The organism is Deinococcus radiodurans R1 = ATCC 13939 = DSM 20539, assembly GCF_000008565.1.
Lineage (GTDB): Bacteria > Deinococcota > Deinococci > Deinococcales > Deinococcaceae > Deinococcus > Deinococcus radiodurans.
The window spans coordinates 1,036,116-1,063,098 of record NC_001263.1; the positions used below are offsets into that span (position 1 = coordinate 1,036,116).

Here is a 26,983-nt window from a genome sequence, read left to right on the forward strand (position 1 = left end):
GCCTGCGGGGTCAGGGCTTTTTGATGCAGGCTTTCGCCTATGCTGAAAGGCAGGAGACACCATGACCACCCCAACCTTCTCGCGGCAGGCCTTTGAAGACGTTGCCTCGTTCCTGCCCATTTTTGGGGCGAACGGGTTTGATTTCGGGACCTGGGTCCTGCGGCAGGGGTCTTTTCCCTTCGTGACCTATCACCCCGAGGTGGGCCGCTTCGTGCGGACGCTCGAGCGCCACGGCTGGGTCTACGAATCGCCCGATTTCCTGTGGGGGCCGTGGCTGCGGACCCCCGAAGCGGCGGGCCTGCTCAGTGGCGAAACCCTGCCCGGCGCCACCCCCGAACAGCTTGCCCGGCTGCTGACCGTCTTTGCCCGTCAGGAACGCATCGTGGACGGCTCGCGGCTGGAAATGTACCAGTCGGGCGTGCTGCTCGCCGCCCTGCGCCGCGTGCAGAGCTGGCTGGAATGGCTGCCGACAGGTGACACCGACGCCCCGCCCAGCGTGCGCCAGGAGTGGCTGCCCCCGGTGCCGGCGGGAACTCCGACCCGGCAGGCACGGGCCTTCGGGGAGCCGGCCCGCCCGCGCCCCGCTGCGCCGTTCGTGCCGCCGCACCCGAGTTCCAGCCTCACCTTTTCCGAGGCGGCGCAGCGTGTCCACGCCTTCATCTCGCAGTTCGAGGAAGGCTATTTCCCGCCGCTGCTGCTGCTCGCCCGCCTCGCCGAAGAAACCGGCGAAATCGCGCGGGTGATCGCCCACCAGAACGGCAAGACGCCCAAGCCCGGTGAGGACGTGGGCGACCTCGAAATGGAACTCGCCGACCTGCTGTTCGTCGCCATCTGCCTCGCCAACGAGCGCGGCCTGAGCCTGGAGCGCGGTTTCGCCCGCATGATGGACAAAATCGAGCAGCGCGACAAGGACCGCTGGACGAAAAAAGTGGACCTGTCGTGGGACGTGCCGGAGACCGAAGTGCAGAACCCATCGAGGCCGAGGCAGAGGCCACCGACCCCGAGGACACCATGCCCGAGGTCATCGTCACCGAAGTGCCCGAAGTGAGCGAGGAGCCACTGCCCACCGACGACCTCGTGCAGATTGAGGAAGCCCAGTTGGATGCTGCATCTGACCTGCCCGACGCAGCTTTGCCGGAAGAACCTGAAGCCGCGCCACCTGTTGCAGAAGCTCCAGCACTTTCCTTTGAGTCCGTGCCGCTTGACCTACCTCCCGACGCCACCCTTGTCATCTCAGCCCAGCCGGGAGACGTGCTGGTAATGACCGAGGAATCCGACCTGATGGAGGCGTCCTCTGAGGCGCAAGCTGTAGAAGACGCGGCCCTGCCGCCTGCCGAACAGGACCTAGCCCTTCCCGAAGAACCATCCAGCACCGAGCCATCCCCCGCCCGCCCGCGCAAAGACAAGGCAAGCGGCGGCGAAATAGCCAAGCCTGCCAAAGCCATTGCCCGCAAGAGGACCACGCGCAAATGATCGACCCGCGCTACCCCCTGGGGCCGATGCCGCAGCCGCGTGACCTCAGCGACGACGAGCGGCAAGAGGCGCGGGCGGCCCTGCGTGCCCTGCCCGGTGAACTGCGGGCGGCGGTGGCTGGACTGTCTGAGCCGCAGCTCGACACGCCCTACCGCGAGGGCGGCTGGACGGTGCGGCAGGTCGTTCACCATGTGGCCGACCGCCACCTCAACGCTTACGTTCACACGGCGCGGGTGCTGTCGGGCGGGGAAGCGTTAGCCCAGCCTGCGCATGAGGAAGCGTGGGCCGCGCTCCCCGCGTCCAGTTTCGCCACCGAACTCAGTCTGCTGCTGCTTGAGCGGCTGCACATCCATTGGGACGAGGTGCTGGCAGACGTGACCGACTGGCAGCAGGCCGGCCTGCGCCCCGACGGCAGCGAGTGGACACTCGACGGGCTGCTCGGTCAGGCCGCCTGGCACGGGCGTCACCACACCGCCCACATCACCCGGCTGCGCGAGCGCGAGGGCTGGTAAGTGGAGCACGACGAGCGAACCCACGTTCCGGTGGAGCTGAGGGCCGCCGGGGTCGTCCTGCTGAATGAGCGGGGCGACATCCTGCTGGTGCAGGAAAAAGGAATTCCTGGTCACCCGGAAAAGGCCGGGTTGTGGCACATCCCCTCCGGCGCCGTCGAGGACGGTGAAAATCCGCAGGACGCCGCGGTGCGCGAGGCCTGCGAGGAAACCGGCCTGCGCGTGCGCCCCGTCAAGTTCCTGGGCGCTTACCTGGGCCGCTTCCCCGACGGCGTGCTGATTTTGCGCCACGTCTGGTTGGCCGAGCCGGAGCCGGGACAGACGCTCGCCCCTGCTTTCACTGATGAAATAGCCGAGGCCAGCTTCGTCAGCCGCGAGGACTTTGCCCAGTTATATGCGGCGGGCCAGATTCGCATGTATCAGACCAAACTGTTTTACGCCGACGCCTTACGGGAAAAGGGCTTTCCCGCCCTCCCTGTTTAAAAAATCTTCCCTGGATTGAGCAGCCCCTGCGGGTCGAACAGCGCCTTGACCTCGCGCATCAGTTCCAGCGTGTCGGCGCGCTCCTGCGCCAGATACTTCTGCTTGTGCAGCCCGATGCCGTGTTCGCCCGAACAGGTGCCGCCCGCCGCAAGGGTCAGCGTCATCATCTCGTCGTAGGTGGCGTGGATGGCGTCCCAGGTCGCCCGGTCGTCGGGGGCCGCGTGGAACAGGACGTGGAAATTGCCGTCGCCGACGTGTCCCACAAAGCTGGCATTCAGGCCGCGCTCGTCGCACTTGGCGCGGGTGGCCGCCACGACTGCGGGCAGGCGGTGCAGCGGCACGCACACGTCGGTGCTGAGGTTGACGTGGCCCGGATACATCGCCACCATCGAGGAATACGCCTTGTGGCGGGCCTCCCACACGGCGGCGCGTTCCTCGGCGCTCGTGGCGACGGCGAGGTCCTGCCCGCCCGCGTCGCGGCACAGGTCACTGCACACAGAGAGCGATTCTTCCAGGGCGGCGCGGCTGGGGGAGGCGAGTTCGATCCACAGCGTGGGCCGCTCGGGGTAGTCGCGCTCGAGTTGCACGTTCACCGCGTGAATCTCGTGCTCGTCGATGAGTTCGAGCCGCTCGGGTTGCAGCGCCGCGCCCATGACCGTCACCGCGCAGGCCGCCGCTTCGGCCACCGTCCCGAAGTTGCAGCGCAGCACCACCACCTCGGCGGGCAGCGGCCAGAGCCTCACCGTCAGCTCGGTGATGACGCCCAGCGTGCCCTCCGCGCCGATGAAGAGATTTTTGAGGTCGTACCCGGCGCTCGTCTTGCGGGCCTTGCTGCCCACCCGGACGACGCGCCCACCGGGCAGCGCCACCCGCATTTCCAGCACGTTGTCGCGAGTGGTGCCGTATTTCACCGCGCCGGTGCCGCTCGCGTTGGTGGACGCCATGCCGCCCAGACTCGCCTCTGCGCCGGGGTCCACCGGAAAAAAGAGGCCGTGTCTCCGCGCCTGCCGGTTGAGTTCGGGGTAGGTCACGCCTGGCTGCACCGTCGCCTGAAAGCCGCCCGGTTCGATGGCAAGGACGCGGTTCATCCCGAGCAGGTTCAGCGTCAGTCCCCCGCGTACCGGGATGACCTGCCCTTCCAGGCTGCTGCCCACCGAAAACGGCACGATGGGGAATAGATATTCACCCGCTATACGCAGCGCGTCCACCACGTCTTGCTCACTCTGAACATGCAGCACGGCGTCGGGCAGGTGGTAATCCATGCGGCTCTCGTCGCGGGCGTGCGCCTCACGCACGGCGTGGGCCGTCGAAAGCTGTTCTCCAAAGCGGGTTTGCAGGGCGGCGAGGGCGGCGGGGTCCATGCCTTCAGTATCGGGCAGCCGCGCTGGGGGATGGGCCGGAAGTTCTACGCATTTGTCATCCATGCAACCCGGTTGCAAAGGATGCAAGTTAAATCTAAACTTTGCATAAAGTTGCGCGCTCATTCTGGAGGTTGTCCCATGAAATGTATTCCCCTGCTGCTGTCCCTCGGTCTGCTTGCCCTCAGCACCGCCCACGCCCAGAGCGGCTGCTTTGCCAATGTCAAGAAAAACGGTCTGACGGTGGTGACGAGCCCCGACTACCCGCCCTTCGAGACGCTCGACGCCAACAACAAGGTGGTGGGGTTCGACATGGACCTGCTCAACGCCGTCGCCAAACACATGGCGTGAAAGTCAACCTCGTCACCCAGAGCTTCGACGGACTGGTGCCCAGCCTGCTGGCAAAGAAAGCCGACCTGATCGCGGCGGGCATGACCGTGACCGAGGAGCGCAAAAAGAGCGTGCTGTTCAGCGTGCCTTACATCAGCGGCCCCAACGCCATCGTGATTCGCAAGGACACCCCCGGCATCAGCAAACTCAGCGACCTCTCTGGCAAGACGGTGGCCGTGCAGCTCGGCACCGCGCAGGAAAAGCTGGTCGGCGACGTCAAGGGCGCGAGCGTCAAGTCCTTTAACCTCTACACCGACGCGGCGATGGCGGTGCAGACCCGGCAGGCGCAGGCGATGGTGCTGCACAAGGTGGTCGCCAACTCGTTCGTCAAGGTCTATCCCGACCTCAAAATCGCGGGCACGCTCGGCAGCCTGAACACGTCGTTCGCTATGCGCAAAGACTGCGGAGACCTGCAAAACCGCGTCAACGCCGCGCTGATTCAGGTCCGCAAGAGCGGCGAGATGGACAAGCTCGTCGCCAAGTGGTTCAAGTAAAAGAGCAACCGGGGGTGCTGCCTTCCTAGCGGCGCTCCCATTCCCTGACCCTTATGGACTTCAACCTCATTGTTCAGAATCTGCCCTTTTTGCTTCAGGGCGCCCTGATGACCATCAAAATCACGGCGCTTTCGCTGGTGCTGGGGGTGGTCGGGGGCACGCTGGTGGCGCTGGCGCGGCTGTCGCCTTTTAAGCCGCTCTCGTGGCTGGCGCTCACCTTTATCGAACTGGTGCGCGGCACGCCGCTGCTGGTGCAGATTTTCGTCATCTTCTTCGGGCTGCCGCAACTGCTGGAGCATCCCATCAACGAATTCTGGGCGGGCGTGGCGGCGTTTTCGGTCAACTCGGCGGCGTATGTGGCCGAAATCGTGCGCGCGGGCATTCAGGGTCTCCCGAAAGGGCAGACCGAAGCCTCGCGCTCGCTGGGCCTGAGCCCCGCGCAGACCATGCGGCACATCATCTTGCCGCAGGCGTTTACGCGGGTGCTGCCGCCGCTGGTCAACGAGGCCATCAGCCTGCTCAAAAACTCGTCGCTGCTCTCGGCCATTTCCATCGTCGAACTCACGCGCGCGGGGCAACTGGTGTCGAGCCGCACCTTCAAGCCGTTCGAGATGTACCTCGCCGTGTCGCTGATTTATCTCGCCATGACGCTGTTTCTGAGCTGGGTGGCCCGCCGCCTCGAAGCCCGCTGGCAGGTGCGCTGAGCCGTGCCGCGGGCCGAAACGAGGGCCGCCGCGCCCGACCGCTCCGCCCACATCGGCGCCCGGCTGCGCGCCATCCGGCAGCAAAAGCGCCTGACGCTCGAACAGGTGGTGCAGGGCAGCGGGCTGGACAAGTCCTACCTGTCGCGGCTAGAGCGCGACCTGACCACGCCGAGTGTCGCCACGCTGGTCAAGGTGTGCGACGCGCTCGGCATTCGCCCCGGCGAGCTGTTCGACCCGCCCAAGACGCGCATCGTGCGCCGGGACAGCGCTCCCCTCGCCAACTTCGGTGGAGAAGGCGTAACCGAGCGGCTGCTCTCGCAGGGGCTGAGTGGCGAACTGATGGTGCTGCGCACCTCATCGACCCCGGCGGGCACGGCGGCGAACTGTACACCCTCGACGCCGACGTGTCTTTCGTCACCGTGCTGCGCGGGCAACTGGAATTCGTGGTCGAGGACGCTCATTACTTTCTCGGCGAGGGCGACAGCCTGACCGTGTCCAGCCGCATTCCCCACACCTGGCGCAACCCGGCGGCGCAGGAAGCCGAGGTGCTGTGGGTGACCAGCCCTTTTTTGTAGGAGCCGGCTTTTTCCGGAGGAAACTTCATGCTCAAAACCGCCCAGACCACCCTGACAGAGGGCGTCATCAACCTCGCGGTAGGGCACCCCTCGCTGCACATGCTGCCGCTGCGTGAAATGGAACAGGCCGCCGCGCACCGCTTCGCGCAGGGCAATGCCGAATTTTTGCAGTACGGCTACGAGTGGGGCGACGGGTTCCTGCGCACCGAACTCGCCGCGTATCTGACTCGTGAATACGGCTTTCCCGTGTCTGCCGAGCAGACCTTCATCTCGGGCGGCACCTCGCAGGCGATTGACCTGTGCTGCGCGATGCTTACTCGCCCCGGCGACACGGTCATCGTAGAAGACCCTACTTACTTTTTTGCCTTCGGCATGTTCCGCGACCACGGACTGAACATCGTGACGGCGCCGGTAGACGAGCAGGGCCTCGACGTGGACGCCCTCGAAACACTGGTGGCGCAGCACCGGCCCAAGCTCGTTTACACCATCCCGGTGCATCAAAACCCCGCCGGCGTGACGCTGCCGCAGGAACGGCGCGAAAAGCTGGTGCGGCTGGCGCAGGAGCACGGCTTTACCATCCTGGCCGACGAGGTGTACCAGCTCCTCACCTTTGAGGGCACCCCACCGCCCAGTTTCGCCGCCTGGGCCGACACCGGGCAGGTCGTCAGCCTCGGCAGCTTTTCCAAGATTCTGGCCCCCGGCACCCGCCTCGGCTGGATCAATGCCCGCGAGGACGTGCTGGAGCGGCTCGCGCAAAACGGTGCGCTGGTGAGCGGCGGCGGCTACAGCCCGCTGGGGGGCGGCATGGTCCGCAGCATGCTGGAGCTGGGGCTGCTCCCCGAGTACATCGGCAAGCTGCGCGAAACCTTTCGCCGCCGCTCGCGGGCGCTGGCAGACGCGCTCGACGAACTGCGCCCGCTGGGGCTGGATTTTCAGCGGCCTACCGGCGGATATTTCATCTGGGTGACGCTGCCCGCTGGCGTGTCGGCCACCGAACTGTTGCCCCGCGCCCTCGACCACGGCGTGCGCTTTCAGCCCGGTCCTCTCTTTTCTCCGAACGGCACCCAGACCGACAAAGCGCGGCTGTGCTTCGCCTTCTATGAGGAAGCAGAATTGGTGGAAGGCGTGCGGCGGCTGGGCGAAGTGTTGCGGCAAGTCAGATAATGTCCTCCCCGCTCTTTGTCCTCGCCTCTCTGTCTCTGAAGGAGCCCCTATGTCGCTTCCCTACCTCAACCTGCGCGAGATGGAACAGGCCGCCGCCGGGGTGCTGCCGCCCGCCGCCTTTGCCTACTACACCGGCGGCGCGAACGACGAGCACACCCTGCGCGAGAACCGCGAGGGCTACGCCCGGCTGAAGCTGCGGCCCCGGATGCTGGTGGACGTGTCGCACATCGACACCTCCACGACGGTGCTGGGCCTGCCGCTCGCCTTTCCGGTGGGTGTGGCCCCCTGCGCCCTGCACGGCCTCGTGCACCCCGACGCCGAAGTGGCGACTGCCCGCGCCGCCGCCAGCTTGGGCAGCCTGATGACGCTCTCGACCATGAGCCACCGGACCATCGAGGACGTGTCGGACGCGGCGGGCGGGCAGTTCTGGTTTCAGCTCTACCTCTACAAGGACCGCGAGGTCAGCCGCGCTCTGGTGCAGCGGGCCGAGGCCGCCGGAGCGCGGGCACTGGTGCTGACGGTGGACGCGCCGGTGCTGGGACGCCGCGAAGCCATCATCCGGACGCCCGTACACATCGAGCCTGGCACCGTGCTGCCCAACATCGGCCCCCGCGTGCCGGGCAGCGAGCATCTGGACGACCTCCAGTATTTCGACTCGCTGCTCGACCCCGCCATTACCTGGAACGACATCGGCTGGCTGCGCGGTATCACCGGGCTGCCGATTGTCCTCAAGGGGCTGCTCACCGCCGAGGACGTTGCCCTCGCCGTGCAGCACGGCTGCCACATCTGGGCGAGCAACCACGGCGGGCGGCAACTCGACACCGCCGTGACTGCCCTCGATGCCCTGCCCGAAATCGCGGAGGCGGCGAACGGACGGGCCGAGATTTATCTCGACGGCGGCGTCACGCGCGGCACCGATGTCCTCAAAGCGCTCGCACTCGGGGCGAACGCGGTGTTTCTCGCCCGCGCCGTCCTTTACGGCCTCGCGCTGGCGGGGGAGGACGGCGCGCGGCACACGCTGGAGCTGCTGCGTGACGAGGTGCGGCTGGCAATGATGCTGTGCGGCAAAACGCAGGTGAGCGAGCTGGGGCCGGAGCTGATCTGGCGCTGAAGAGGGCGCGGGGGAGCCGCCGAGGGGTGTGAAACAATGCCCGGCGTGGACTTTTTCAACGACCTTTCGACGCCCATGCAGGCGCTGCTGGCGACCATTTTCACCTGGTCGCTGACGGCGCTGGGCGCTTCGGCGGTGCTGTTTACCCGCTCGGTCAGCAACCGCTTGCTGAACATTGCGCAGGGGCTGGCGGCGGGGGTCATGCTGGCGGCGAGTTTCTGGTCCTTGCTCGCCCCCGCCATCGGCCTGCTGTTGGGCGCGGCGTTCGTGGGGCTGCTGGACAAGCTGCTGCCGCACCTGCACCCCGGCTTTTCGCACGGCGAGGCCGAGGGACCGCCCGCCCGCTGGTCGCAGGGCGCCTTGCTGCTGGCCGCCATGACCCTGCACAACTTTCCCGAGGGCATGGCGGTGGGCGTGTCCTTCGGTGCGGCGGGCGCAGGAGCCGGGGGCGCCACGCTGGGCGGCGCGCTGGCGCTGGCCCTCGGCATCGGCCTTCAGAACATTCCGGAAGGGCTGGCGGTGGCGCTGCCGCTGCGGGCTGCGGGGCTGTCACGGCGCCGGGCCTTCATGTTCGGACAGGCGTCGGCGCTGGTCGAGCCGGTGGGCGGCTGGCTGGGCGCGGCCTTCGTGGGCACGTCGCTCCCGCTGATGCCCTACGCCCTGAGTTTTGCGGCGGGCGCGATGATTTTCGTCGTTATCGAGGAACTGATTCCCGAAGCGCAGCGCGGCGGCAATGCCGACATCGCCACACAGGCCACCTTGCTCGGCTTCGTGGCGATGATGATTCTGGACGTGGCGCTGGGGTGAGGCGCTGGGCCGCTGAACGTCATGTCCATCCCTCTCAGACGGTGGCCGCCGCAACCCGTTACCCTAAAACCTATAAAAAAGCTCCTCCCTGTGGTCCTGCTCGCCTCTGTTCTCACAGCCTGTGGGGGAGGCACTTCCACGCCGGGTACGTCCACGCCCAATACGCCGGCGGTGCCGAGCAGCGCGGTAGCCCCCAAGCTCTCCGGCTTCGTGCTGTCGGGGTCTCAGCACTCGCTTACAGTGAGCCTCAATGCCCCGGCTTCCTGCGTGTTCAACTCGGCAGCGGGCAGCCTGAACATGACGGCGGCCACCCTCGAAGGTTCGCCCTACGCCTACGCCGTGTCTCTCTCCGGCAGCTATCCGAAGGCAAGCGTCACCTGCACCAACTCGGCAGGCTCGGACACGCTCTCGCTTGGCAATCTCAGCGTCGGCTAATACAAATTTCGATTGAATCCCGCAGTTTGGATTCAATCCAAGCGGATGCGAGAAAGAAAAAAGACGGGTTTCGCGGTGTGGAAGTACAGGCGACGCCTTTCCGACTGTGCTGGAATGGAGCGGAATCCGTCTAAGGCTCCTGCCCCCGCTTGGTGATGGGCCCCGTTCGGTGATGGGGGCTTTTCGCGTTCCAGACAGTAAAAAGGGCAGAAGGTTCCTCACCCTCTGCCCCTCCCGCTTTCTGAGTTCCCTACTCGTCGCCCAGGTACGCTTTCCGGACCGTCTCGTCCCGCGCGATGTCCTGCGCGTTGCCGCTGAGTTTGATTTCGCCGGTTTGCAGGACGTAGGCGCGGTCGGCAATCGCCAACGCCATGCTCGCGTTCTGCTCCACCAGCAAGATGGTGGTGCCGCGCTCCTTGTTCAGCCGCTCGATGATGGAGAAGATGTTTTCCACGAAAAGCGGCGACAGGCCCATGCTCGGCTCGTCGAGGAGCAGCACTTTGGGCGCGATCATCAGGGCGCGGGCAATCGCCAGCATCTGCTGTTCGCCGCCCGACATGGTGCCCCCGAGCTGCGACTCGCGCTCGCGCAGGCGGGGAAACAGCTCGAAGCCTTCCTCGATGCGGGCGTTGATGGCGGCCTTGTCGTTCACCGTGTAGGCGCCGACTTCGAGGTTCTCGCGCACCGTCATCTGCGGGAAGATGCGCCGCCCTTCCGGCACGTGCGCCATGCCGCGCCCGATGAGCTGGTGCGACGGCACGCCGGTCACGTTCTGGCCCAGGTACGTCACGCTGCCCGTCTTGGGCTTCATCATGCCGCTGATGGTGCGCAGGGTGGTCGTCTTGCCCGCCCCGTTGCCGCCGATCAGCGCCACGATTTCGCCCTCGTTCACGGTCATGTTCAGGCCCTTGAGCGCCTCGATCTGGCCGTAGTAGCTGTGGACGTTTTGCAGCTCGAGCACCGGAGTGCCGCCCGCCGTGTGGGGGGCCACTGTTCGCACAGCCGTCATCAGCGGGCCTCCTTGCCGTAGTTGCCCGCCGCCGCGCCGCTGCCGAGGTAAGCGGTCATCACCTCGGGGTTGTTGCGGATCTCGTGCGGCAGCCCCTCGGCCAGCTTGGAGCCGTAGTTGAGCACGGTGATGTTCTCGCTGAGCGTCATCACCAGCCGCATGTCGTGCTCGATGAGGACCACCGTCACGCCGAGTTCGTCGCGGATGGCGCGGATGAGCGCCTTGAGGTCTTCGGTTTCGCGGGGGTTCATGCCCGCCGCCGGTTCGTCGAGCAAAATCAGCTTGGGCGTGGTCGCCAGCGCGCGGGCGATTTCCAGTTTGCGCTGGTCGCCGTAGGGCAGATTGGTGGACAGCTCGCCGCGCCACTTGCTCAGGCCCACGAAATCGAGCATCAGCCGGGCGGTGTTGCGGGCTTCTTCCTCGTCTTTCTGAAAGCGGGCGGTGTGCAGCACCGAGTCCCAGAAGCCCCCGCGCAGCCGCACGCCGCGCCCCAGCATGATGTTTTCCTCGGCGGTCATGGAAGGAAAGAGGCGGATGTTCTGGAAGGTGCGGCTGATGCCCGCCTCCACCACCTGGTCGGGGCGCAGGCCCACGAGGCTGCGTCCGGCGAGGTTCACGGTGCCCCGGTCGGGCGCGTAGATGCCGGTAATCAGGTTGAAAAAGGTGGTCTTGCCCGCACCGTTGGGCCCGATCACGCTGATGATACGCCGCTCGGGTACCTGAAAGGTCACGTCGTTCACAGCGGTCAGCCCCCCGAACGACTTGGTGAGGTGCTGCACGTCCAGCAGGGGCGCGCTGGGTGCGGTGGGGGCGACCTGGGTCATTCTGATCTGGGTCATTTCTCGCTGCCCGTCCTTTCGTCGTCCCGCGTCGCTTGTCCCGGCGAGAGCGTTTCGGCGCTGCCGTCACTCAGGTGCCCGCCGATGTTGCCGCCCTCGTTGAGGTTGTCGGCGGTCAGGCTGTCGGGCGCCGGGCCGTCGCCGCCGTGCATTTCGGCCTTGCGGCGCTCGCTCGGCACCAGCCCTTCGGGGCGGTAGAGCATCATGAACACCAGCACCAGCCCGAAAATCAGGCGCTGGTACTTGGAGGGGTCGAGGTTCTGGTTGATGTTGGGAAACTGCGCCTGCATCACTTCGGAAATGGTGGGCAGCACCATCAAGTTGAGCAGCGTCACGACCACCGCGCCCACCATCACGCCCGCGATGTTGCCCATGCCGCCCAGAATCACCATGCTCAGCACGCCGATGCTCTGGAAGTAGTCGAAGCTCTTGGGGTCGATAAACGCCTGCTTGGCGGCGAAAATCACGCCCATCGCCCCGGCGAAGCTCGCGCCGGTCGCAAAGGCGAGCAGCTTGGTCCTCAGCAGCGGCACGCCCATCGCCTGCGCCGCCACCTCGTCTTCACGAATGGCAATCCACGAGCGCCCGATCTTGGAGCGGTCGAGACGCTGGTTCACCACAACGACGATGCCGATGACGACCAGCACCAGCAGGTACAGGAAAAACAGCCGGTACTGGTCTTCCGAAAAGCCCAGCGACTTGGCGATGTTGTCGAGCCACGGCACCGGCGCGCTCTGAATGGCGTCGATGCCCTGCGGCCCGTTGGTTACGCCGAGGTTGTTGGCGAAAATGCGAATGACTTCGCCGAGGCCCAGCGTCACGATGGCGAGGTAATCGCCCTTGAGCTTGAGCACCGGCAGGCCGATCAGCACCCCGACGAGCGCCGCCGCCGCCACCGCCAGCGGAATGAACAGCCAGAACAGCGCCGGATTGACCCCCGCCGCGAAGGCCGCGTTGCCGGTGATTTCGCCGAACTGCGGCGAGCCGAAAATCCCCCACAGGTACGCGCCCACCGCGAAAAAGGCGATGTACCCGAGGTCGAGCAGCCCCGCCAGCCCCACCACGATGTTGAGTCCGAGCGCGAGCGCGGCGAAAATCAGCATCTGAATCACGAGGTCGAAATACGACGTGTTGTGCTGGCCCATGTACGGCAGCACGAAGACGATGCCCAGGGCGTAGACCAGCGTTTTGGCCCAGCCCGCCGCCTTCCACTGATAGGCGAAGAGCAGCGAGAGCAGGAAGGCCCCGAACAGCACGGGTTGCAGCAGCCGCAGCGGGCCGTCGGCCACCACGTCGCGCAGGAAGACCAGCAGTGCCGCCGTGAGCGCCGAGTACGCCAGCAGCGGCCAGGTGCGGTCGGCGCCCTGTCCCCGCGTCTTGAAAGGAGCAGGAGAAGTCGGAAGGATTGTCATGGATTACACCTTCTCCGTGGTGGCCTTGCCGAGCAGACCGGCAGGCTTGAAAAAGAGAATCAGCAGCAGCGCTAAGAAGGCGCCGAGGTCTTTGTAGTCGGAAGTGATGTATTTCAGCCAGCCCAGCCCCGGCACCACCTGAAAGAGGTCAATGGTGCCGAGCAGCGTTTCGAGCCAGCCGAGCACCAGCCCGCCGAGCACCGCGCCGGGAATGTTGCCGATGCCGCCGAGCACCGCCGCCGTAAAGGCCTTGATGCCCGGCACCATGCCCGAGTAGGCGTTGAGTGCTTGATATTTCATGGCGAACATCGCCCCGCCGAGGCCGCCCAGCGCGCCCCCGATCAAGAAGGTCAAGCTGATGATGCGGTTCGAGTCGATGCCCATCAGGCCCGACGTCTGCCGGTCGTGCGCCACGGCGCGAATGGCGCGGCCCAGCCGGGTGTGGTTGACGAGCAGGTTGAGCCCTATGAGCATCAGCCCGGCCACCACGATCAGGATGATGTCCTTGACCTGCAAGTTCAGCACCGAGATGTTCACCCCGCCGACTTTGGTGATGGGGTCGGCAAAGCCCTGCGGCAGCGTCACGCTGAGGTCGAACAGCCCGCGTAGGCCGACGATGAGGCGCAGCAGGTCTTGCAAAATCAGCGACACGCCGATGGCGGTAATCAAGGGCACCAAGCGCTGCGCTCCCCGAATGGGCCGGTAGGCGAGGCGCTCGATCAGCACGTTGAGCCCGCCCGACACGGCCATCGCCGCGAGCGCCGCGATCAGCAGCTTGAGCAGCCCGTTCATGGGCGACTCCTTGAGCGCCTCAAAGACGAAGTAGGCGACCACGCCCCCGGTGATAAAGACCTCCGAGTGCGCGAAGTTGATCAGTTGCAGCACGCCGTACACCATCGTGTAGCCCAGCGCGATGATGGCGTACAGCACGCCGAGGCTCAGGCCGCCGACGAAGACCTGAGCCAGAATCGTGAGCACCGTGTTTATGTCCATAGTTTCCTTTCGTTCGCCTGCGGCATAAGCCGCCCCCGGTGCGCTCCCCGGCCCAAAAAAGTCAGCGGGGGAGCTTGGCAAGCTGTCGCCTCACTCCCCCGCTGACTTTCTTCGGCTGCCTGGGCAGCCCCGGTTAGAACTTGGCGGCGCGACCAGTCTTATTTCCGCAGGACGTTGACCTGACCGGCGGTGGAGCGCTGGGCATTCTTGATGGCGATCACGTACATCTTGCCGGCCTTGCGGTCCCCGTTCTTGTCGAACTGCACGGTGCCGGTCAGCAGGTTGCCGAAGGTGCCGCTGCGAATGGCGGTTTCGACCTGGGCGCGGCTGGGGGCCTTGTTGCCGTTTTTCTTGGCGGCGTCGAGGATGCCCTGCAAGACCACCTTGGCCGAGTCGTAGCCCATGATGCCGTAGCCCTGCACGTCGCTGCCGAAGGCCTTCTTGAAGTTGCCGGCCATCGTCTTGGCGGCGGGCACGCTGTCGAGGGGGGGGGCGACGGTGGTGAAGTAGATGTTGTTCGCGCCCTGCGCCCCGGCGAGCTTGGCGAGTTCGTCGCTGTCCATGCCGTCGCCGCCGATCAGCGGCACCTGAACGCCCTTGGCGCGCAGCTGCTGCGCGAAGGGGCCGATCTGCCCGTAGAGGCCGCCGAAGTAGATGGCGTCGGGCTTGAGGGTCTGAATCTTGGTGATGATGGCGGTGAAGTCGCGCTCCTCGGCGGCCACCCCTTCAGACTGCACGATCTGCACGCCCTTGGCCTTGAGGCGCTTTTCGGCCTCGCCGGAGAGCCCTTCGCCGTAGGGGGTCTTGTCGTTGATGACGTAGACCTTTTTCACCTTGAGGGTGCTCACCATGAAGTCGGCGCCCGCCGGGCCCTGCGCGTCGTCGCGGGCGCAGATGCGGTTCATGTTCTTCAGGCCACGGTCGGTCACCTTGGTGCCGGTGTTGGCGGGGCTGACCATCGCTACTTTGCTGGTGCTCAGCGCCTGCGAAGCGGGAATCGCCACGCCGGTGTTCAGGGTGCCCACCACGGCGAGCACGTTCTTGTCGGCGACCACGCGCCGGGCGGCGGCGGTGCCGGTGGCGGGGTCGGCCTGATCGTCGTAGGCGACGAGCGAGAGGTTCATGCCGAGCTTGGCGAACTCCGCCTTGTACTCGTTGACGGCGAGCTGCGCGCCGTTCTTGATCTGGAGGCCGAGGTTGCTGGAACTGCCCGAGAGCGGGCTGATGGTGGCGATCTTGACGGTGGTGGCGGCCTGAGCGCTGCCCAGGGCAAGGGCGGCGAGCGCAGCGAGACCAAAAGTCATCTTCTTCATCGGTTCCTCCAGGTGTGAAAACGTCACGGACCCGTGTCCGCACGTTGGTTCTGAGGTGGCCCGATTTTAAAGATGCCTTTAGGAAAAGTCAATGCAATTTGAGCCCTGCTGTCAACAATTTCTGTTGCCGAAAATTGCCCTTTCCTTAGAATAAATGCCGACTTTTGCAATAACCCGGCAATTTTTCTTGGACGGCTCAGAATTGGTCTACTCAGGGTGTCCGGGCGGGCTGCTCAGGCTGGAGCTGGCCCCGTCTGGGGAGCGGAAGCCCGAGCATAGGCCGTGAATGCTGCCCTGCGTTTCGCTCAGAACGTAAAGACCTGCGCTATCTTGTCCCTCTATGCGAGCAGTTTCCCCCACCAAAGCGGCACAGAGCGTCCTCAAAGGCACCGGGGCCGGGGCGCTGCCGCCGATGCTCGAGCAGTACGTTGCCATGCGCGACGAGGTGGCCGCGCAGCTGCCGCACGCCGTGCTGCTCTTTCAGGTGGGCGACTTTTACGAGACCTTCGGCGAAGACGCCGAGCGCACCGCCCGTTTGCTCGGCATCGCGCTCACCCACAAATCGAGCAAGGACTTTTCCACGCCGATGGCCGGGATTCCGCTGCGAACGCTCGACCAGTTCGTCGAAAAGCTGCTCGCGGCGGGTGTGTGTGTGGCGGTGGCCGACCAGATCGAGGAACCCGGTAGCGGGCTGGTCGAGCGCAAAGTCGTGCAACTCCTGACCCCCGGCACCGTCACCGAGGAGCGGCACCTCAGCGCCGACGAGAACTATCTGGCGGCGGTGGCGACGGGCGACGGCTACGCGCTCGCGCTGCTCGACGTGTCCACCGGCGAATTCCGGGCGGCGGCCTTTCACACCCGCCTCGCGCTCTACGACGAACTCTCGCGCTGCCGGGCCCGCGAAGTGCTGCTCGCCCCCGAGCTCGGCGACAACCCGGCGCTGTTGGCCGACTTCCAGACCCGCTTTCCGGTGATGCTCTCGCCCGCCAATTTCGGGGAGGACGCGGCGGTGAGTGAGATTCGGGAAACGCTCGGCGAGGTGCCGGGCACCTGAACACGGCGGCGCTGCGCCGGGCGTGCGGGGCGGTGCTCGGCTACGCCCGCCTGACGCAGCAGGGCCGGCTCGACATGGTGCGGCGGGTGGTGCGCTTCGAGCCGGGGGCGCACATGCGGCTGAGCGAGGCGGCGGTGCGGGCGCTGGAGCTGTTTCACGCGCAGTCGCCGCAGGCGTGACGCTGATGGACATTCTCGCGCAGACGCGCACGGCGGGCGGGCGGCGGCGCCTGCGGGCGTGGCTGCGCTCGCCGCTGCTCGACGAACTCAGCATCCGCTTCCGGCTCGACGCGGTGGAGTCGCTCACCCGCGCCCCCGACCTGCGCGGCGGCGTGCGCTCGCTGCTCTACCGCGCCCATGACCTCGAGCGCCTCGCCGCCCGCGTGTCTACCCGCCGCGCCGCGCCGCGCGAAGTCGCCGCGCTCGCCCGCACGCTGGAACTGCTGCCCGAGGCCGAAAAACTGCTCGCCGGGCACGAGGGGCTGCTCGGCAGTGTTCGTGAACGGCTCGGTGCCCTCCCCGAAGTCGTCACCCGCATTCGCGCCGCACTGGTGGACGAGCCGCCGCTGCGGGTGGGCGACGGCGGGCTGATTCGGGAAGGCTTTCATGCCGAACTCGACGACCTCCGCGCCCAGGCACTCGGGCACCGCGAGTGGCTCGCCGCGCTGGAAACGAGCGAGCGTGAGCGCACCGGGATCGGCAGCCTGAAAGTCGGCTTCAACAATGTCTTCGGTTATTACCTCGAAGTCACCTCTGCCCACCTGGGCAAAGTGCCGCCCGACTACCGCCAGATTGCGACCCTCAAAGACCGCGCCCGCTTTACCCGCCCGGACCTGCGCGAGCGCGAGCGCGAAATCGCCCGGCTGGAAGCGGCGGCGGGGCGACTCGAACTCGACGTGTTTACCGAACTCCGCGACTCGCTGGCGGCGCACGCCGAGGCGCTCGGCGAGGCGGCGGGGGCGCTCTCCGAACTCGACGTGCTCTCCGCGCTGGCCGAAATCGCGGTGGACAGCGGCTGGACGCGGCCCCGCACGACGAGCGGCGAAACTCGGCTCACGCAGGCGCGGCACCCGGTGGTCGAGCGGGCGACGGGCGGGCGCTTCGTTCCCAACGACGCCGAACTTGGGCGCGGGCGGCACACGCTGCTGCTCACCGGGCCGAACATGGCGGGCAAAAGCACTTACCTGCGGACGGTGGCGCTGTGCGCGCTGCTGCATCAAATCGGCTCCTTCGTTCCGGCAGACAGTGCCGAGTTGCCCGTGTACGACGCCATTCACACCCGCATTGGCGCGTCGGACGACCTCGCGGGCGGGCGCTCGACCTTCATGGTGGAAATGACCGAACTCGCCAGCATCCTGCACGGCGTCACCTCGCGCAGCCTCGTCATCCTGGACGAAGTCGGGCGCGGCACGTCCACCTTAGACGGCCTCGCCATCGCGCAGGCGGCGCTGGAGCACCTGCACGCGGCGGGAGCGCACACGTTGTTCGCAACGCATTATTTTGAACTCACGCGGTTGGAACTCGACCATCCGGGCCTCATCAACCTGCACGTCGCGGCGGAGGAAGACGAGGGCGGGCTCACCTTCTACCACCAGGTCATCCCCGGCGCGGCGCGGCAGAGTTACGGGGTGGAAGTGGCGAAACTGGCGGGCCTGCCGGCCCCGGTCACGGCGCGGGCGGCGCGGCTGCTCTCGGCGCTCAATGCCCAGGGCGACGAGGGCAAACTGCGGCGCGACCTCGCGGCCCTGGACCTGGGACGGCTCACGCCCATGCAGGCGCTGGAACTGCTGCACGGCTGGCAGCGCGAACTGCTGGGGGAGGGCCATGAATCCCGGTAAAGTTCTGCCCGGTGAGATAGTTCTGGCCGAGCGCGGCGGCTGGCAGGTGGTCGCAGATTCGGAAACGGTCTACGTCCTCAACCTCTCCGGCACCCGCTGGGACATCGGCTGGCTGTACGGGAACCCGTGCGGGGCGCTGGTGACCGCCGACGAGAATTACGTCGTCGTCGTGGGCTGCGGCGTGCTGGTGGCCGACCTGACCTGCTTTGGCGAGGAAGTCGCGCCCGGTGAAACCTGGGCACAGACCCCGGCGGTGCATCTGCTGGCGAGTCCCGGTGAACACTGGTTTTTCGAGGGCGTGTACGAGGGCAGTTCACCCGGCGCGGTGCAGGTGGTGGCTGACCTGGGGGGCGAGCACGCCGGGGTCTACGAACTGGTGCTGAGCACGCTGGCGCTGGTGCCGAGGTGGCGGGAGCGCTGGTAAGCGGGGATGCACTCCTGGCGGGCGCGGGTCTGTCATTCTGTTGACATGCCCTCACGTCTGCTGCTGTCCGCATGTGCCGCTCTGGCGCTGAGCAGTTGTGCGCCCCGTCTTCAGCCGTCGTTCGACCCCGCCGTTCAGCCCCGCGCCGACGACCTCGGGCCGCACGGCGACCTGATGGAGTGGTGGTATCTCAGTGGTTATCTGCCTGCCCAGAAACTCGCCTTCCACTGGGCACAGTTCAAGGTGTCGCCACCCAATTTTCCCACGGACGTGTTTTTCTCGCATGTGGCCGTCACCGACCTGACGACCGGCAAAGTGACCTTTCTGGAACAGAACGAGTCGCCGCAACTCGGCACCGGCAAGGCGAGTTATCCGCCGCTGAAGCTGCGCGACGGCGACTGGACCTTCGAGCAGACGGTGAGTGGGCCCCGGGGCGAATTCAAGCTCGACGCCGGACCTTTGCGCCTCACCCTGCTGCCCCAGAAGCCGCCGGTCATTCACCCGCCCGGCTACAGCGGCGTGCCGGAACTGACCGGCGCGATGTACTACCAGAGCATTACCCGGCTGGGGATGCAGGGAACTGTTGCCGGCAAAGACGTGACGGGCGGCGTGGCCTGGCTCGACCACCAGTGGGGCGGCATGTCCGCCGGGACGCAGGCCCGCTGGGACTGGCTGAGCGCCCACATGGACGGCGGCGAAGACCTGATGCTCTACCGGGTGCTGCTGCCGGACGGCAAGGTCGTGCAGACCTTCGGCACCATCACCGACCAAGCAGGTCAGGTCCGCGCCGCGACCAATGTGGTGATGGAACCGGGCCGCGTCTGGAAAAGCGCGACGGGCCGCGACTACGTGCTGGACTGGCACGTGCGCGCGGGCGAGTTCGACCTGAACGTGGAGGCCGCCCACGACGACCAGGAACTCGTGAGCAAGGGCACCCGCATCGTCTACTGGGAAGGCCCGGTCGAGCTGTCGGGCACCTGGCGCGGGCAACCCGGCCAGGGCAGCGGCATGATGGAACTGGTTGCTGGCAGTCTCGACTCTAGAAGGCGCTGAGCAGTGGGTGAGGCGCTGTCGGCCTCCTGGTTTGGCTGACAGCCGTTTCCTACCCGAAAGAACAAAGGCCCTGCACCTGCCCCGCTTGCCATTTGCCTCCTGAAACCTATACTTTGTTCGACAAGCCTTGCAATACAAGCCTTAGGAGGCAAGACATGACCCCCCTCAAATCTGGCACGGTGGACCTCGTGATTCTGGCGGCGGTGGGCGAGCAGCCGCGCTACGGCCTGGAGCTGGTGCAGCACATCAATGCCCGCAGCGGCGGCCTCTTCGAGCTGTCGGAAGGCAGCCTGTACCCGGCGCTGCTGCGACTGAGCAAGGCCGACTGGATTGTGGGCGACTGGCAGCCCACCCCCGGCGGTGGCAGCCCGCGCAAGGTCTACACCCTGACCGATTCGGGCGCGAAGGAGCTGGAGCGGCGCAAGGGCGAGTGGTCGCGGCTGCAAAGTGCCGTCAACGCGCTGCTGTGGCGGGGAGCGCCCGCATGAGCCGGGTGCTGTCGGGCTACATCCACCGCGCCACGCTGGGCCTGCGGGGGGGCGAGCGCCGCGAAGTCGCCGCCGAGCTGCGGACGCACCTGCTCGACCGGGTGCGGCAACTGGAGGCCGAGGGCTTCGAGCGCGAGGAAGCCGAGCACCTGGCCGTCAAGGCGATGGGCAACGTGAAAGTCACCAACTCGGAGCTGCTGGGCCACTTTTTCACCACGCCGCTCGGCTGGGGCGTACTGGCGGCTCTGGTCCTTGGTGGGGGAGGGTTCCTGCTGTGGCGCACGGTGCCTTTGCCGCTGCTGGGGCAGCTTCGGTGAAGTGGGAAAAGAAACTGACCGCCGACGACCTGTCCTTCCTGATGTCGGAGGAGTCCGCGCCCCGAGCGACGTATCAGGTCGCCACCCTCAGCATTCCGGCGGCGACCGGGTGGCTTTATCTGGCGCTGGTGCCGAGGGTAGGCGGTGGCGGCGGGCAACTCATTGCTGAGCCGCTCGCCGCCTCACCCTATGCGGAGAAGACGCTGCCCAACGAAATGCTGCGCTCGCGCCTGCTGCTCAGCGGCAAACTGTGGGAAGACCGCGTTTGTCCGCCGCTGAAGGGGCAAAAGCAGCTTCAGGTCTACGCGGCGCTGCGGCCCCTGACCAAAACCCAGTTGCCGAGGCTGCAAACCGGAGGCCCTAACACCTGCACCGGCATCACCTTTCCCGACAGCGACAAGTTCAAGGGCTGGTCTGAAAGCTGGAAGCCGCAGACCACTCCCCGGCAGGCGCTGAAACTCAACGAATGGACGGTTCTGGCCGCCTACAACGTTGAAATTCTCAAGTCCATTGACGGTGGCTCAAGGTCCAGCGGGGAACTGAACCATCCGCACGATTATCTGTTCGCCGTGATGCCCGCCGACCATATGCTGCAAAAACTTGTCAAAGGCGCGCCGAGGGACCTCCCCAAATACGGCGTAGTCACCATGCTGGACGGCAACGACTGGGCGACCTCGGCTGATGGCTTGCCCCGTCCCACCTTGCAGCGGCCCTGAGGGCACGGTGTCCTTCTTTCGGTGGATGCCCCGCTCACCCCGGCGTGTCAGGTTCCTCCTATGCAACAACTCGCTCTGGCGGCCCTGCTGACCCTCGCTTCTGCCCAGGCGGGCGCGGCGGCCTCACCTGCGCCGCAGCCGGTGCTGGTGGAGTTCGGCGGCCTGCTGTGGGTGCAGTCGGCGGACGGCCTGCCCCACCTCAAAAACGGGCAGATTGTCGCGCCGCTGCTGGCGCTGTGCAACCTGTTCGGGGCCAAATGCACGCCGGATTGGGTGGGGGAACCGTACAGGTTCAGCAAAAGGGGCAGCCTGTTTCCACCGTCCCCATCGCTGAAACTGGGCAGCGGGGCGCCACAAAACTCGCCTTCGTCAACCTGAAAGCCCTGTCCGGCCCGCTGGGGTATGCCGTCACCTGGCTCCCCGACGCGCGCCGCGCGGATGTGGAACGGGTGCGGAAAATTCCGGGTGGACTGTCACAGACACAGGGCGAACTGGCGGGCCTTAAGCTAAAGCCGACGCGCCTGAATGCCTCCGCAGAAGTACGGTTTCAACCTCTGAAGAACGAACCAGCATTTGAGGAGCTGTTTCTCTCGTCACCAGCGCGAGAATTGGTGCGTATCTGGCCGTTTTTTCCACGCGGCCGTATGAGTGCAGCGTCTTGCGAGAGCAGTCCGCGCATTTGCCAAATCAGCTATGACAAGACCTATCTCTGGACGCTGGGTTATGTGGAACTGAAAGAGTCGGCCTGGCAATAACCCAACCCTGATCACATCCACTTTCCTAAAGCCTCAATAAACTTGACAATAGGACACTCAAGTTTCAGAATGAGGGCAGTTAAACCATGCCCCCACTCTGGAGGTTTTCCTTTGAATCCTGAACGCTTTACCGAGGCGAGTGCCGTCGCCATCAATGCGGCGCAGCAACTCGCGCAAGAGAACCACAACCAAAACCTGACGCACTTCCATGTGCTGCGAACCCTGCTCGACAACGACACCGCTTCCCGCGCCCTGACGCTGGCGGGCGGCGACCTGAACACGGCCAGAGCCGCGCTGGACGCCGAAATCGCCAAGCTGCCCAAAGTGCAGGGCAGCGACGGCCAGCTTTACCTCGACCCGGCGCTCAACCGCGCGTTTCAGAAGGCCGACACGCTCGCCGCGCAACTCGGCGACAGTTTCGTGGCCGCCGATACGCTGCTGCTGGCGCTGCGGGGCGAGTACCGGGGCCGGGGCCTGCCCGACGAAGTGAGCCTGAACCGCGCCGTGACCGAGCAGCGCAAGGGGAAAACCGTGACCAACAAAACCAGTGAACAGCAATTCGACGCGCTGAACAAATACGGCACCGACCTGACCCAGCGCGCCCGCGACGGCAAATTCGACCCGGTGATCGGCCGCGACGAGGAGATCCGCCGCGTCATGCAGATTCTGCTGCGCCGCAGCAAAAACAACCCCGTCCTGATCGGCGAACCCGGCGTGGGCAAGACCGCCATCGCCGAGGGCCTCGCCATGCGCATCGTCAAGGGCGACGTGCCCGAGGGCCTGCGCGACAAGAAAATCGTCTCGCTGGAAATGGGCAGTCTGCTCGCGGGCGCCAAGTTCCGGGGCGAGTTCGAGGAGCGCCTCAAGGGCGTCATTGACGAAGTCGTGAAGTCGGCAGGCGAAATCATCCTGTTCGTGGACGAGATTCACACCATCGTCGGCGCGGGCAAGACCGAGGGCAGCCCCGACGCGGGCAACATGCTCAAGCCTGCGCTGGCACGTGGTGAACTGCACCTGATCGGCGCGACCACGCTCGACGAATACCGCGAAATCGAGAAGGACGCGGCCCTCGAACGGCGTTTCCAGCCGGTCTTCGTGGACGAACCCAGCGTGGAAGACACCATTTCCATCCTGCGCGGCATCAAGGAGCGCTATCAGGTCCACCACAACGTCGAAATCACCGACCCTGCGCTGGTGGCCGCCGCGACGCTGTCCAACCGTTACATCACCGACCGGCAACTGCCCGACAAGGCGATTGACCTGATCGACGAGTCGGCGGCCCGGCTGCGGATGGCGCTGGAATCGAGCCCCGAGCGCATCGACCAGCTCTCGCGCCGCAAGTTGCAACTGGAAATCGAGCGCGAGGCCCTCAAGCGCGAGAAGGACGTGGATTCGCAAAACCGTCTGCTGGACATCGAAAATCAGCTCAAGACGCTGACTGACGAGCTGAACGAAGTCCGCAGCCGCTGGGAAGCCGAGCGCGGTGAGGTGGCCGCCCTGCGCGAAAAGCGTGAAAAGCTCGACGCGGTGCGCACCCAGATCGAAAAGGCCCGGCGCGACTATGATCTCGAAGAAGCCGCCCGGCTGGAATACGGCGAACTGCCTGCGCTGGAAAAAGACGTGCAGGACCTGGAAAAGAAACTCAAGTCTGCCGAATTCGCCCACATGGAAGTCACCGAGGAAGACATCGCCGCCGTGGTCAGCCGCTGGACCGGCATTCCCGTCAGCAAGCTGATGGAAGGCGAACGCGAAAAGCTGCTGCACCTCGAAGAGCAACTGCACGGGCGCGTCATCGGGCAGGACCGCGCGATCGTCTCCGTCTCCGACGCCATTCGCCGGGCACGCGCGGGCCTCAACGACCCCAACCGTCCGCTGGGCTCCTTCATGTTCCTGGGGCCGTCCGGGGTGGGCAAAACCGAGCTGGCCAAAGCGCTGGCCGAGTTCCTGTTCGACAGCAGCGACGCGATGGTGCGCATCGACATGTCCGAGTACATGGAGAAACATACGGTGGCCCGCCTGATCGGGGCCCCTCCCGGATACGTGGGCTTCGAGGAAGGCGGCCAGCTGACCGAGGCCGTGCGCCGCCGCCCCTACGCCGTGATTCTCTTCGACGAGATCGAAAAAGCGCACCCCGACGTGTTCAACGTGCTGCTGCAAGTACTCGACGATGGTCGCCTGACCGACGGGCAGGGCCGCACGGTGGATTTCCGCAACACCCTGATCATCATGACCAGCAACATCGGTTCGCCGCTGATTCTGGAGATGCAGCAGCGGGGCGAGGACGCGGAGACGATCAAGTCGGCAGTGATGGACGAGCTGCGCGGCGAGTTCCGGCCCGAGTTCCTCAACCGCGTGGACGACATCATCGTGTTCGACGCGCTGACGGCGAAGGATTTGCAGTCCATCGTGGACATTCAGCTGGGCGGCCTGCGGAGGCGATTGGCCGAGCGCCGCATCACCCTGCACCTGACCGAGGACGCCAAGGACAAGCTGGCCGAACTGGGCTACGACCCCGCCTACGGCGCGCGTCCGCTGCGGCGCACCATCAGCCAGTACATTGAAACGCCGCTGGCCCGCGAGATTCTGGGCGGCCAGATTCAGGACGGCAGCGTGCTGAACGTGGATTACGGCGACGGTGGATTTACCTTTAACAGCGGCTCTTTGAACTGATTTGCGAAGATGAAGGAAGCTGGGGCTTGGGCTCCGGCTTTTTTTATTGGCAACTTCCGCCCGCTCAACCTCGTAGCGTGGTCATGCAGCTCAAGATCAGGGTGCCCAAATTCATTGGCCGCTGGCTGGACCAACGCTTTCAAGCCAGCTTGCCGCGGCCTGGGAGCACCGTCATTCCGCCTAGCGAACTCGGGTTGACGCGGCGCACCCTGCTTTATTTCAAAGCCGAACACTGCGTGGCGTGCGGGCCCCTGGAGATGTTCGTCGGACAGTTGGCAGCCCAAAACGGGCTTGACCTGCGCGTGATCGATTTTCGCAGGGGTGAGTTGCCCGAAACGGTGTACGGCGACCAGCTACTTCTGGATAAAGACGGCAGCGTCGGCAAACGCTACCGGGTGAGCGTCTTTCCCACCCTCGTCCTGACCGACGAACACGGTTTGATCGGTGGGGCGCTGGCAGGCGTGAGCGAGCGAGACAAAGTGGCGGCGGGACTGGGCTTGACTGCCTGACGTGGTCTGAGGGGGCTGGGGCGTCGGCTCGGGCTTTTTTCTTCTGTTCTCGCGTGGCGCTGGCATCAGACGCCCGTCACCCCCCCTCTACACTTTGTCCATGAAACGAATTTTCCCGCTGCTGGCCGCGCTTTTTCTCGCCTCTGCCCAGGCGCAAAACACAACGCCTGCCACGTTCACCCTCGATGGGCGCACGCTGGGGCAGACCACGGTTTACGTTTCCGGCGGGCAGTTGATGCTTCCGCTCACCGCTTTCGCCCAGATGGGCTGGAAGCCGCTGCTGGACACGGACAATGGTCTGATTGACCTCGCCGGCTGCCTGCGCGTCAGCACCGTCAGGCCGAACATGTGGTTGATTGGTGGCCTTTCTCACATCGGAGTCAGTTCAGCGTCGGCTCTGGCACCGCTGCCCGTCAACGCTCAATTTCGTGGCGGGCGCTGGTATCTCCCGGCGTGGGCGGTGGCCGGGCAACTGCTCTACACCGTGACCTTTGACAAGGCGAATGCCCGGGTGGACGTGAAAAAGCCTGCTGACCCGGCCAAAATCACTCCGACGGTGGAGGCGTGCCTGCTGCGTCTTTAGAGCATTTGACAAAAAGATGGCACAGCTTTTTGGCGAGCGGACTGGAACAGCTCGCAGAGAGCGAGTGCAAAACGTTGAGCAGGACGGACTTGCAAAGCTGCGAAGCAGAGAATGGGGCGGGTGGCGGCGCTGTTACGACGCACGCGTAATTCGGAGAACTGCTCTAGGAGCCATACTCCAGCCATGTCCCTCAACCCCGCCGAAAAACAGCGCACCCGCCAGGACCTTCAGGCCAACCGCCAACTGTGCCCACTCAGCGACGAAGCCATCGCCACCGCCCTTGGCTGGACGCCGGGGCACTTGCAAGCCACACTCCAGGTCACGTCTCATCCCGCCGACGTGTGGCGGCTGCGCGATTTTTTGGTGCAGGCGATTCGGGAGTCAGGTGGCACGCCTGCGCCTTTTTCGGTGCTGACCGATGACAAACGCGGCGCGGCGCAGGGCTGGTTCGGGAGCTGGACGGTGCCGCCCACGCCCCGGGAGTAAACAGTATTGCTGCTCAGTCAAACGAAGAACCGACAAAATACAGCAATTCCGGCTGCCCACCCCGGTAAGTCGTGACCACGTAGCCCTCACCGCGCCCGATGAAAGCGGGGGACGTCCGGCGGGCCTGACCTGCGCCAGCGTGGGCTGCTGCTCCGGCATCAGTTCGCGCAGGCCCCAGGCGTCCTCGCTGCTGGCCAGGGCCTCGAAATCCAGGATGCTGCGGGTGCCGGTGTCCTCGGCGGCCTCCACAGCCTCTTCGATGCTGCCATGCTGCGGCCCCGACGCGAGCGACTGCGGCGCGGGTGACTGTGGCGTGACCGGAAAAGGCGGAAAGTCCAGCGCCGGGAAGTATCGTCCGGCCTGAAACTCGCGCTCCCGCAAGGCGTCGAGGGCCTGCTGAAGGTCGGGCTGATAGTCGACCACATACCACCACGGCGAACTTCCCATCAGCCGCCCCCGAACGCCGTCACGAACTGCTTGAAGATGGTCGGCGCGTACTCGGACGGCTCGGGGCCGAGTTCCGCGTCCTGCCCGGCTTCCAGCCAGCCTCCGCGCAGCACCCGGCAGTAGAAGCCGGGGCGCTCCATCTCGCGGAACTTGTGGACAAAATCCGGGTCGCCCATCCGCACCGCCAGCGTCACGCAGGGAATGCGCGGCGCGGTGATTTCCAGTTCGGTGTCTCCCACGCGCAGCGTTTGCCCAATCCGCAGCGGAGCCGATTCGAGGTCGGAGAGCAGCAGGTTTTCCCCGAAGGTGCCCGGCGGCAGTGTCCGCCCCAGGGCCGTTTCCCAGGCGGCGTAGTCGGGCTGCGTGAAGACATAGACCGCCTGACTCAGCCCGCCGTGATGCCGGGTGTCGGCGATGTGGTCGCCGGCCAGGCCGAACTCGCCGAGCTGTACCGGGCCGGACACAGGCTCCTTGAAAATGCCGCTGTAACCGCTTTTGGCACGGATGGGCCGCCGCTCCCCGACATTCACGCTCAGCACTCGCATGTCGCAGGATAAGGCGTTGACTTTCTCCGC

28 protein-coding genes and 3 pseudogenes are annotated in these 26,983 nt (G+C 65.7%); 23 read left to right on the forward strand and 8 right to left on the reverse strand.

All coding sequences use genetic code 11. The features are described 5' to 3' along the window. The first annotated feature begins 61 nt into the window (after positions 1-61). The 4 genes from DR_RS17235 to DR_RS05285 are packed head-to-tail and all read left to right on the forward strand — an operon-like array spanning position 62 to position 2,465. Positions 62-1,048 carry a DUF6508 domain-containing protein gene (locus tag DR_RS17235; protein WP_010887665.1) on the forward strand — a complete coding sequence of 329 codons (987 nt, stop codon included), beginning with the start codon at positions 62-64 and terminating at the stop codon, positions 1,046-1,048. Continuing rightward, a complete protein-coding gene (locus DR_RS05275) occupies positions 1,012-1,473 on the forward strand; it encodes a hypothetical protein (RefSeq protein WP_081824517.1) in 462 nt (153 codons plus the stop codon). Before DR_RS17235 ends, DR_RS05275 begins: the two co-directional genes overlap by 37 nt. Further along, positions 1,470-1,985, forward strand: coding sequence for a YfiT family bacillithiol transferase (locus tag DR_RS05280; RefSeq protein WP_010887667.1), 516 nt, complete (start codon positions 1,470-1,472; stop codon positions 1,983-1,985). Before DR_RS05275 ends, DR_RS05280 begins: the two co-directional genes overlap by 4 nt. Further along, the gene (locus tag DR_RS05285; RefSeq protein ID WP_010887668.1) at positions 1,986-2,465 is read left to right on the forward strand and encodes a Nudix hydrolase; all 480 of its coding nucleotides are present in this window, start codon (positions 1,986-1,988) and stop codon (positions 2,463-2,465) included. It begins immediately after the preceding gene. On the opposite strand, the gene DR_RS05290 is transcribed toward DR_RS05285, so the two are convergent. Then, the gene (locus DR_RS05290) at positions 2,462-3,826 is read right to left on the reverse strand and encodes an FAD-binding oxidoreductase (RefSeq protein ID WP_010887669.1); all 1,365 of its coding nucleotides are present in this window, start codon (positions 3,824-3,826) and stop codon (positions 2,462-2,464) included. The two genes, DR_RS05285 and DR_RS05290, sit on opposite strands and share 4 nt — an antisense overlap. Before the next feature lie 138 nt (positions 3,827-3,964). On the opposite strand from DR_RS05290, the pseudogene DR_RS05295 reads away from it, so the two are divergent. The 8 genes and pseudogenes from DR_RS05295 to DR_RS05325 all read left to right on the forward strand — a co-directional run bounded on the left by DR_RS05295 (position 3,965) and on the right by DR_RS05325 (position 9,503). Then, a pseudogene (locus tag DR_RS05295) lies at positions 3,965-4,707 on the forward strand (basic amino acid ABC transporter substrate-binding protein). Between the two features lie 53 nt (positions 4,708-4,760). Beyond that, positions 4,761-5,411: an amino acid ABC transporter permease gene (locus DR_RS05300; RefSeq protein WP_010887671.1), complete on the forward strand. Its 651-nt coding sequence runs from the start codon at positions 4,761-4,763 to the stop codon at positions 5,409-5,411. Positions 5,412-5,519: 108 nt separating this feature from the next. After that, positions 5,520-5,588: pseudogene (locus DR_RS16710) on the forward strand (XRE family transcriptional regulator); the annotation flags it as partial. A 227-nt stretch (positions 5,589-5,815) separates the two neighbouring features. After that, on the forward strand, positions 5,816-5,986 hold the full coding sequence (locus DR_RS16715; RefSeq protein ID WP_234944682.1) for a cupin domain-containing protein: 171 nt from the start codon (positions 5,816-5,818) through the stop codon (positions 5,984-5,986). 27 nt (positions 5,987-6,013) lie between these two features. Next, positions 6,014-7,150 carry a PLP-dependent aminotransferase family protein gene (locus DR_RS05310; protein WP_010887673.1) on the forward strand — a complete coding sequence of 379 codons (1,137 nt, stop codon included), beginning with the start codon at positions 6,014-6,016 and terminating at the stop codon, positions 7,148-7,150. A gap of 49 nt (positions 7,151-7,199) precedes the next feature. Further along, positions 7,200-8,261: an alpha-hydroxy acid oxidase gene (locus DR_RS05315; RefSeq protein ID WP_010887674.1), complete on the forward strand. Its 1,062-nt coding sequence runs from the start codon at positions 7,200-7,202 to the stop codon at positions 8,259-8,261. A 36-nt stretch (positions 8,262-8,297) separates the two neighbouring features. Next, entirely contained in the window at positions 8,298-9,068 is a 771-nt protein-coding gene (locus tag DR_RS05320; RefSeq protein WP_010887675.1) for a ZIP family metal transporter, read from the forward strand. Positions 9,069-9,308: 240 nt separating this feature from the next. Next, positions 9,309-9,503 (forward strand): hypothetical protein, encoded by a 195-nt coding sequence (locus DR_RS05325; protein WP_164927953.1) that lies wholly within the window; start codon positions 9,309-9,311, stop codon positions 9,501-9,503. A gap of 250 nt (positions 9,504-9,753) precedes the next feature. On the opposite strand, the gene DR_RS05330 is transcribed toward DR_RS05325, so the two are convergent. From DR_RS05330 to DR_RS05350, 5 genes are all read right to left on the reverse strand, one after another. Beyond that, positions 9,754-10,512 (reverse strand): ABC transporter ATP-binding protein, encoded by a 759-nt coding sequence (locus tag DR_RS05330; RefSeq protein WP_010887677.1) that lies wholly within the window; start codon positions 10,510-10,512, stop codon positions 9,754-9,756. Then, positions 10,512-11,351, reverse strand: a complete 840-nt coding sequence (locus tag DR_RS05335) for an ABC transporter ATP-binding protein (protein WP_010887678.1) — start codon at positions 11,349-11,351, stop codon at positions 10,512-10,514. Before DR_RS05335 ends, DR_RS05330 begins: the two co-directional genes overlap by 1 nt. Next, the gene (locus DR_RS05340) at positions 11,348-12,763 is read right to left on the reverse strand and encodes an ABC transporter permease subunit (protein WP_010887679.1); all 1,416 of its coding nucleotides are present in this window, start codon (positions 12,761-12,763) and stop codon (positions 11,348-11,350) included. The genes DR_RS05335 and DR_RS05340 overlap by 4 nt, the downstream gene beginning before the upstream one ends. Positions 12,764-12,766: 3 nt before the next feature. After that, a complete protein-coding gene (locus DR_RS05345; RefSeq protein ID WP_027479651.1) occupies positions 12,767-13,756 on the reverse strand; it encodes a branched-chain amino acid ABC transporter permease in 990 nt (329 codons plus the stop codon). Positions 13,757-13,914: 158 nt separating this feature from the next. Further along, positions 13,915-15,069 carry a branched-chain amino acid ABC transporter substrate-binding protein gene (locus DR_RS05350; RefSeq protein WP_027479650.1) on the reverse strand — a complete coding sequence of 385 codons (1,155 nt, stop codon included), beginning with the start codon at positions 15,067-15,069 and terminating at the stop codon, positions 13,915-13,917. Positions 15,070-15,481: 412 nt separating this feature from the next. On the opposite strand from DR_RS05350, the pseudogene mutS reads away from it, so the two are divergent. The 11 genes and pseudogenes from mutS (at position 15,482) to DR_RS05410 (ending at position 25,961) form a co-directional block, all read left to right on the forward strand. Beyond that, a pseudogene (gene mutS / locus DR_RS05355) lies at positions 15,482-17,960 on the forward strand (DNA mismatch repair protein MutS). Further along, entirely contained in the window at positions 17,947-18,384 is a 438-nt protein-coding gene (locus DR_RS05360; RefSeq protein ID WP_010887683.1) for a hypothetical protein, read from the forward strand. Before mutS ends, DR_RS05360 begins: the two are co-directional and overlap by 14 nt. Positions 18,385-18,429: 45 nt before the next feature. Continuing rightward, positions 18,430-19,437, forward strand: coding sequence for a lipocalin-like domain-containing protein (locus DR_RS05365; protein WP_034349612.1), 1,008 nt, complete (start codon positions 18,430-18,432; stop codon positions 19,435-19,437). A 155-nt stretch (positions 19,438-19,592) separates the two neighbouring features. Continuing rightward, a complete protein-coding gene (locus DR_RS05370) occupies positions 19,593-19,925 on the forward strand; it encodes a PadR family transcriptional regulator (protein ID WP_034349611.1) in 333 nt (110 codons plus the stop codon). Then, a complete protein-coding gene (locus tag DR_RS05375; RefSeq protein ID WP_164927954.1) occupies positions 19,922-20,242 on the forward strand; it encodes a permease prefix domain 1-containing protein in 321 nt (106 codons plus the stop codon). The genes DR_RS05370 and DR_RS05375 overlap by 4 nt, the downstream gene beginning before the upstream one ends. Further along, complete coding sequence (locus DR_RS05380; RefSeq protein WP_010887687.1) at positions 20,239-20,958, forward strand: hypothetical protein; 720 nt, start codon at positions 20,239-20,241, stop codon at positions 20,956-20,958. Before DR_RS05375 ends, DR_RS05380 begins: the two co-directional genes overlap by 4 nt. Positions 20,959-21,018: 60 nt before the next feature. Continuing rightward, positions 21,019-21,336 (forward strand): hypothetical protein, encoded by a 318-nt coding sequence (locus tag DR_RS05385; RefSeq protein ID WP_027479648.1) that lies wholly within the window; start codon positions 21,019-21,021, stop codon positions 21,334-21,336. Between the two features lie 488 nt (positions 21,337-21,824). Beyond that, positions 21,825-24,383 carry an ATP-dependent chaperone ClpB gene (clpB, locus tag DR_RS05390; RefSeq protein ID WP_027479647.1) on the forward strand — a complete coding sequence of 853 codons (2,559 nt, stop codon included), beginning with the start codon at positions 21,825-21,827 and terminating at the stop codon, positions 24,381-24,383. Positions 24,384-24,460: 77 nt separating this feature from the next. Then, positions 24,461-24,892 (forward strand): conjugal transfer protein TraF, encoded by a 432-nt coding sequence (locus DR_RS05395; protein WP_027479646.1) that lies wholly within the window; start codon positions 24,461-24,463, stop codon positions 24,890-24,892. 100 nt (positions 24,893-24,992) lie between these two features. Beyond that, the gene (locus DR_RS05400) at positions 24,993-25,475 is read left to right on the forward strand and encodes a hypothetical protein (protein WP_027479645.1); all 483 of its coding nucleotides are present in this window, start codon (positions 24,993-24,995) and stop codon (positions 25,473-25,475) included. 183 nt (positions 25,476-25,658) lie between these two features. Continuing rightward, a complete protein-coding gene (locus DR_RS05410; RefSeq protein ID WP_027479644.1) occupies positions 25,659-25,961 on the forward strand; it encodes a DUF2316 family protein in 303 nt (100 codons plus the stop codon). On the opposite strand, the gene DR_RS05415 is transcribed toward DR_RS05410, so the two are convergent. Both DR_RS05415 and DR_RS05420 read right to left on the reverse strand, forming a co-directional pair. Beyond that, positions 25,857-26,408, reverse strand: a complete 552-nt coding sequence (locus DR_RS05415; protein WP_010887693.1) for a hypothetical protein — start codon at positions 26,406-26,408, stop codon at positions 25,857-25,859. The two genes, DR_RS05410 and DR_RS05415, sit on opposite strands and share 105 nt — an antisense overlap. Continuing rightward, positions 26,408-26,953 (reverse strand): MOSC domain-containing protein, encoded by a 546-nt coding sequence (locus DR_RS05420; protein WP_010887694.1) that lies wholly within the window; start codon positions 26,951-26,953, stop codon positions 26,408-26,410. Before DR_RS05420 ends, DR_RS05415 begins: the two co-directional genes overlap by 1 nt. Positions 26,954-26,983: the final 30 nt, after the last annotated feature.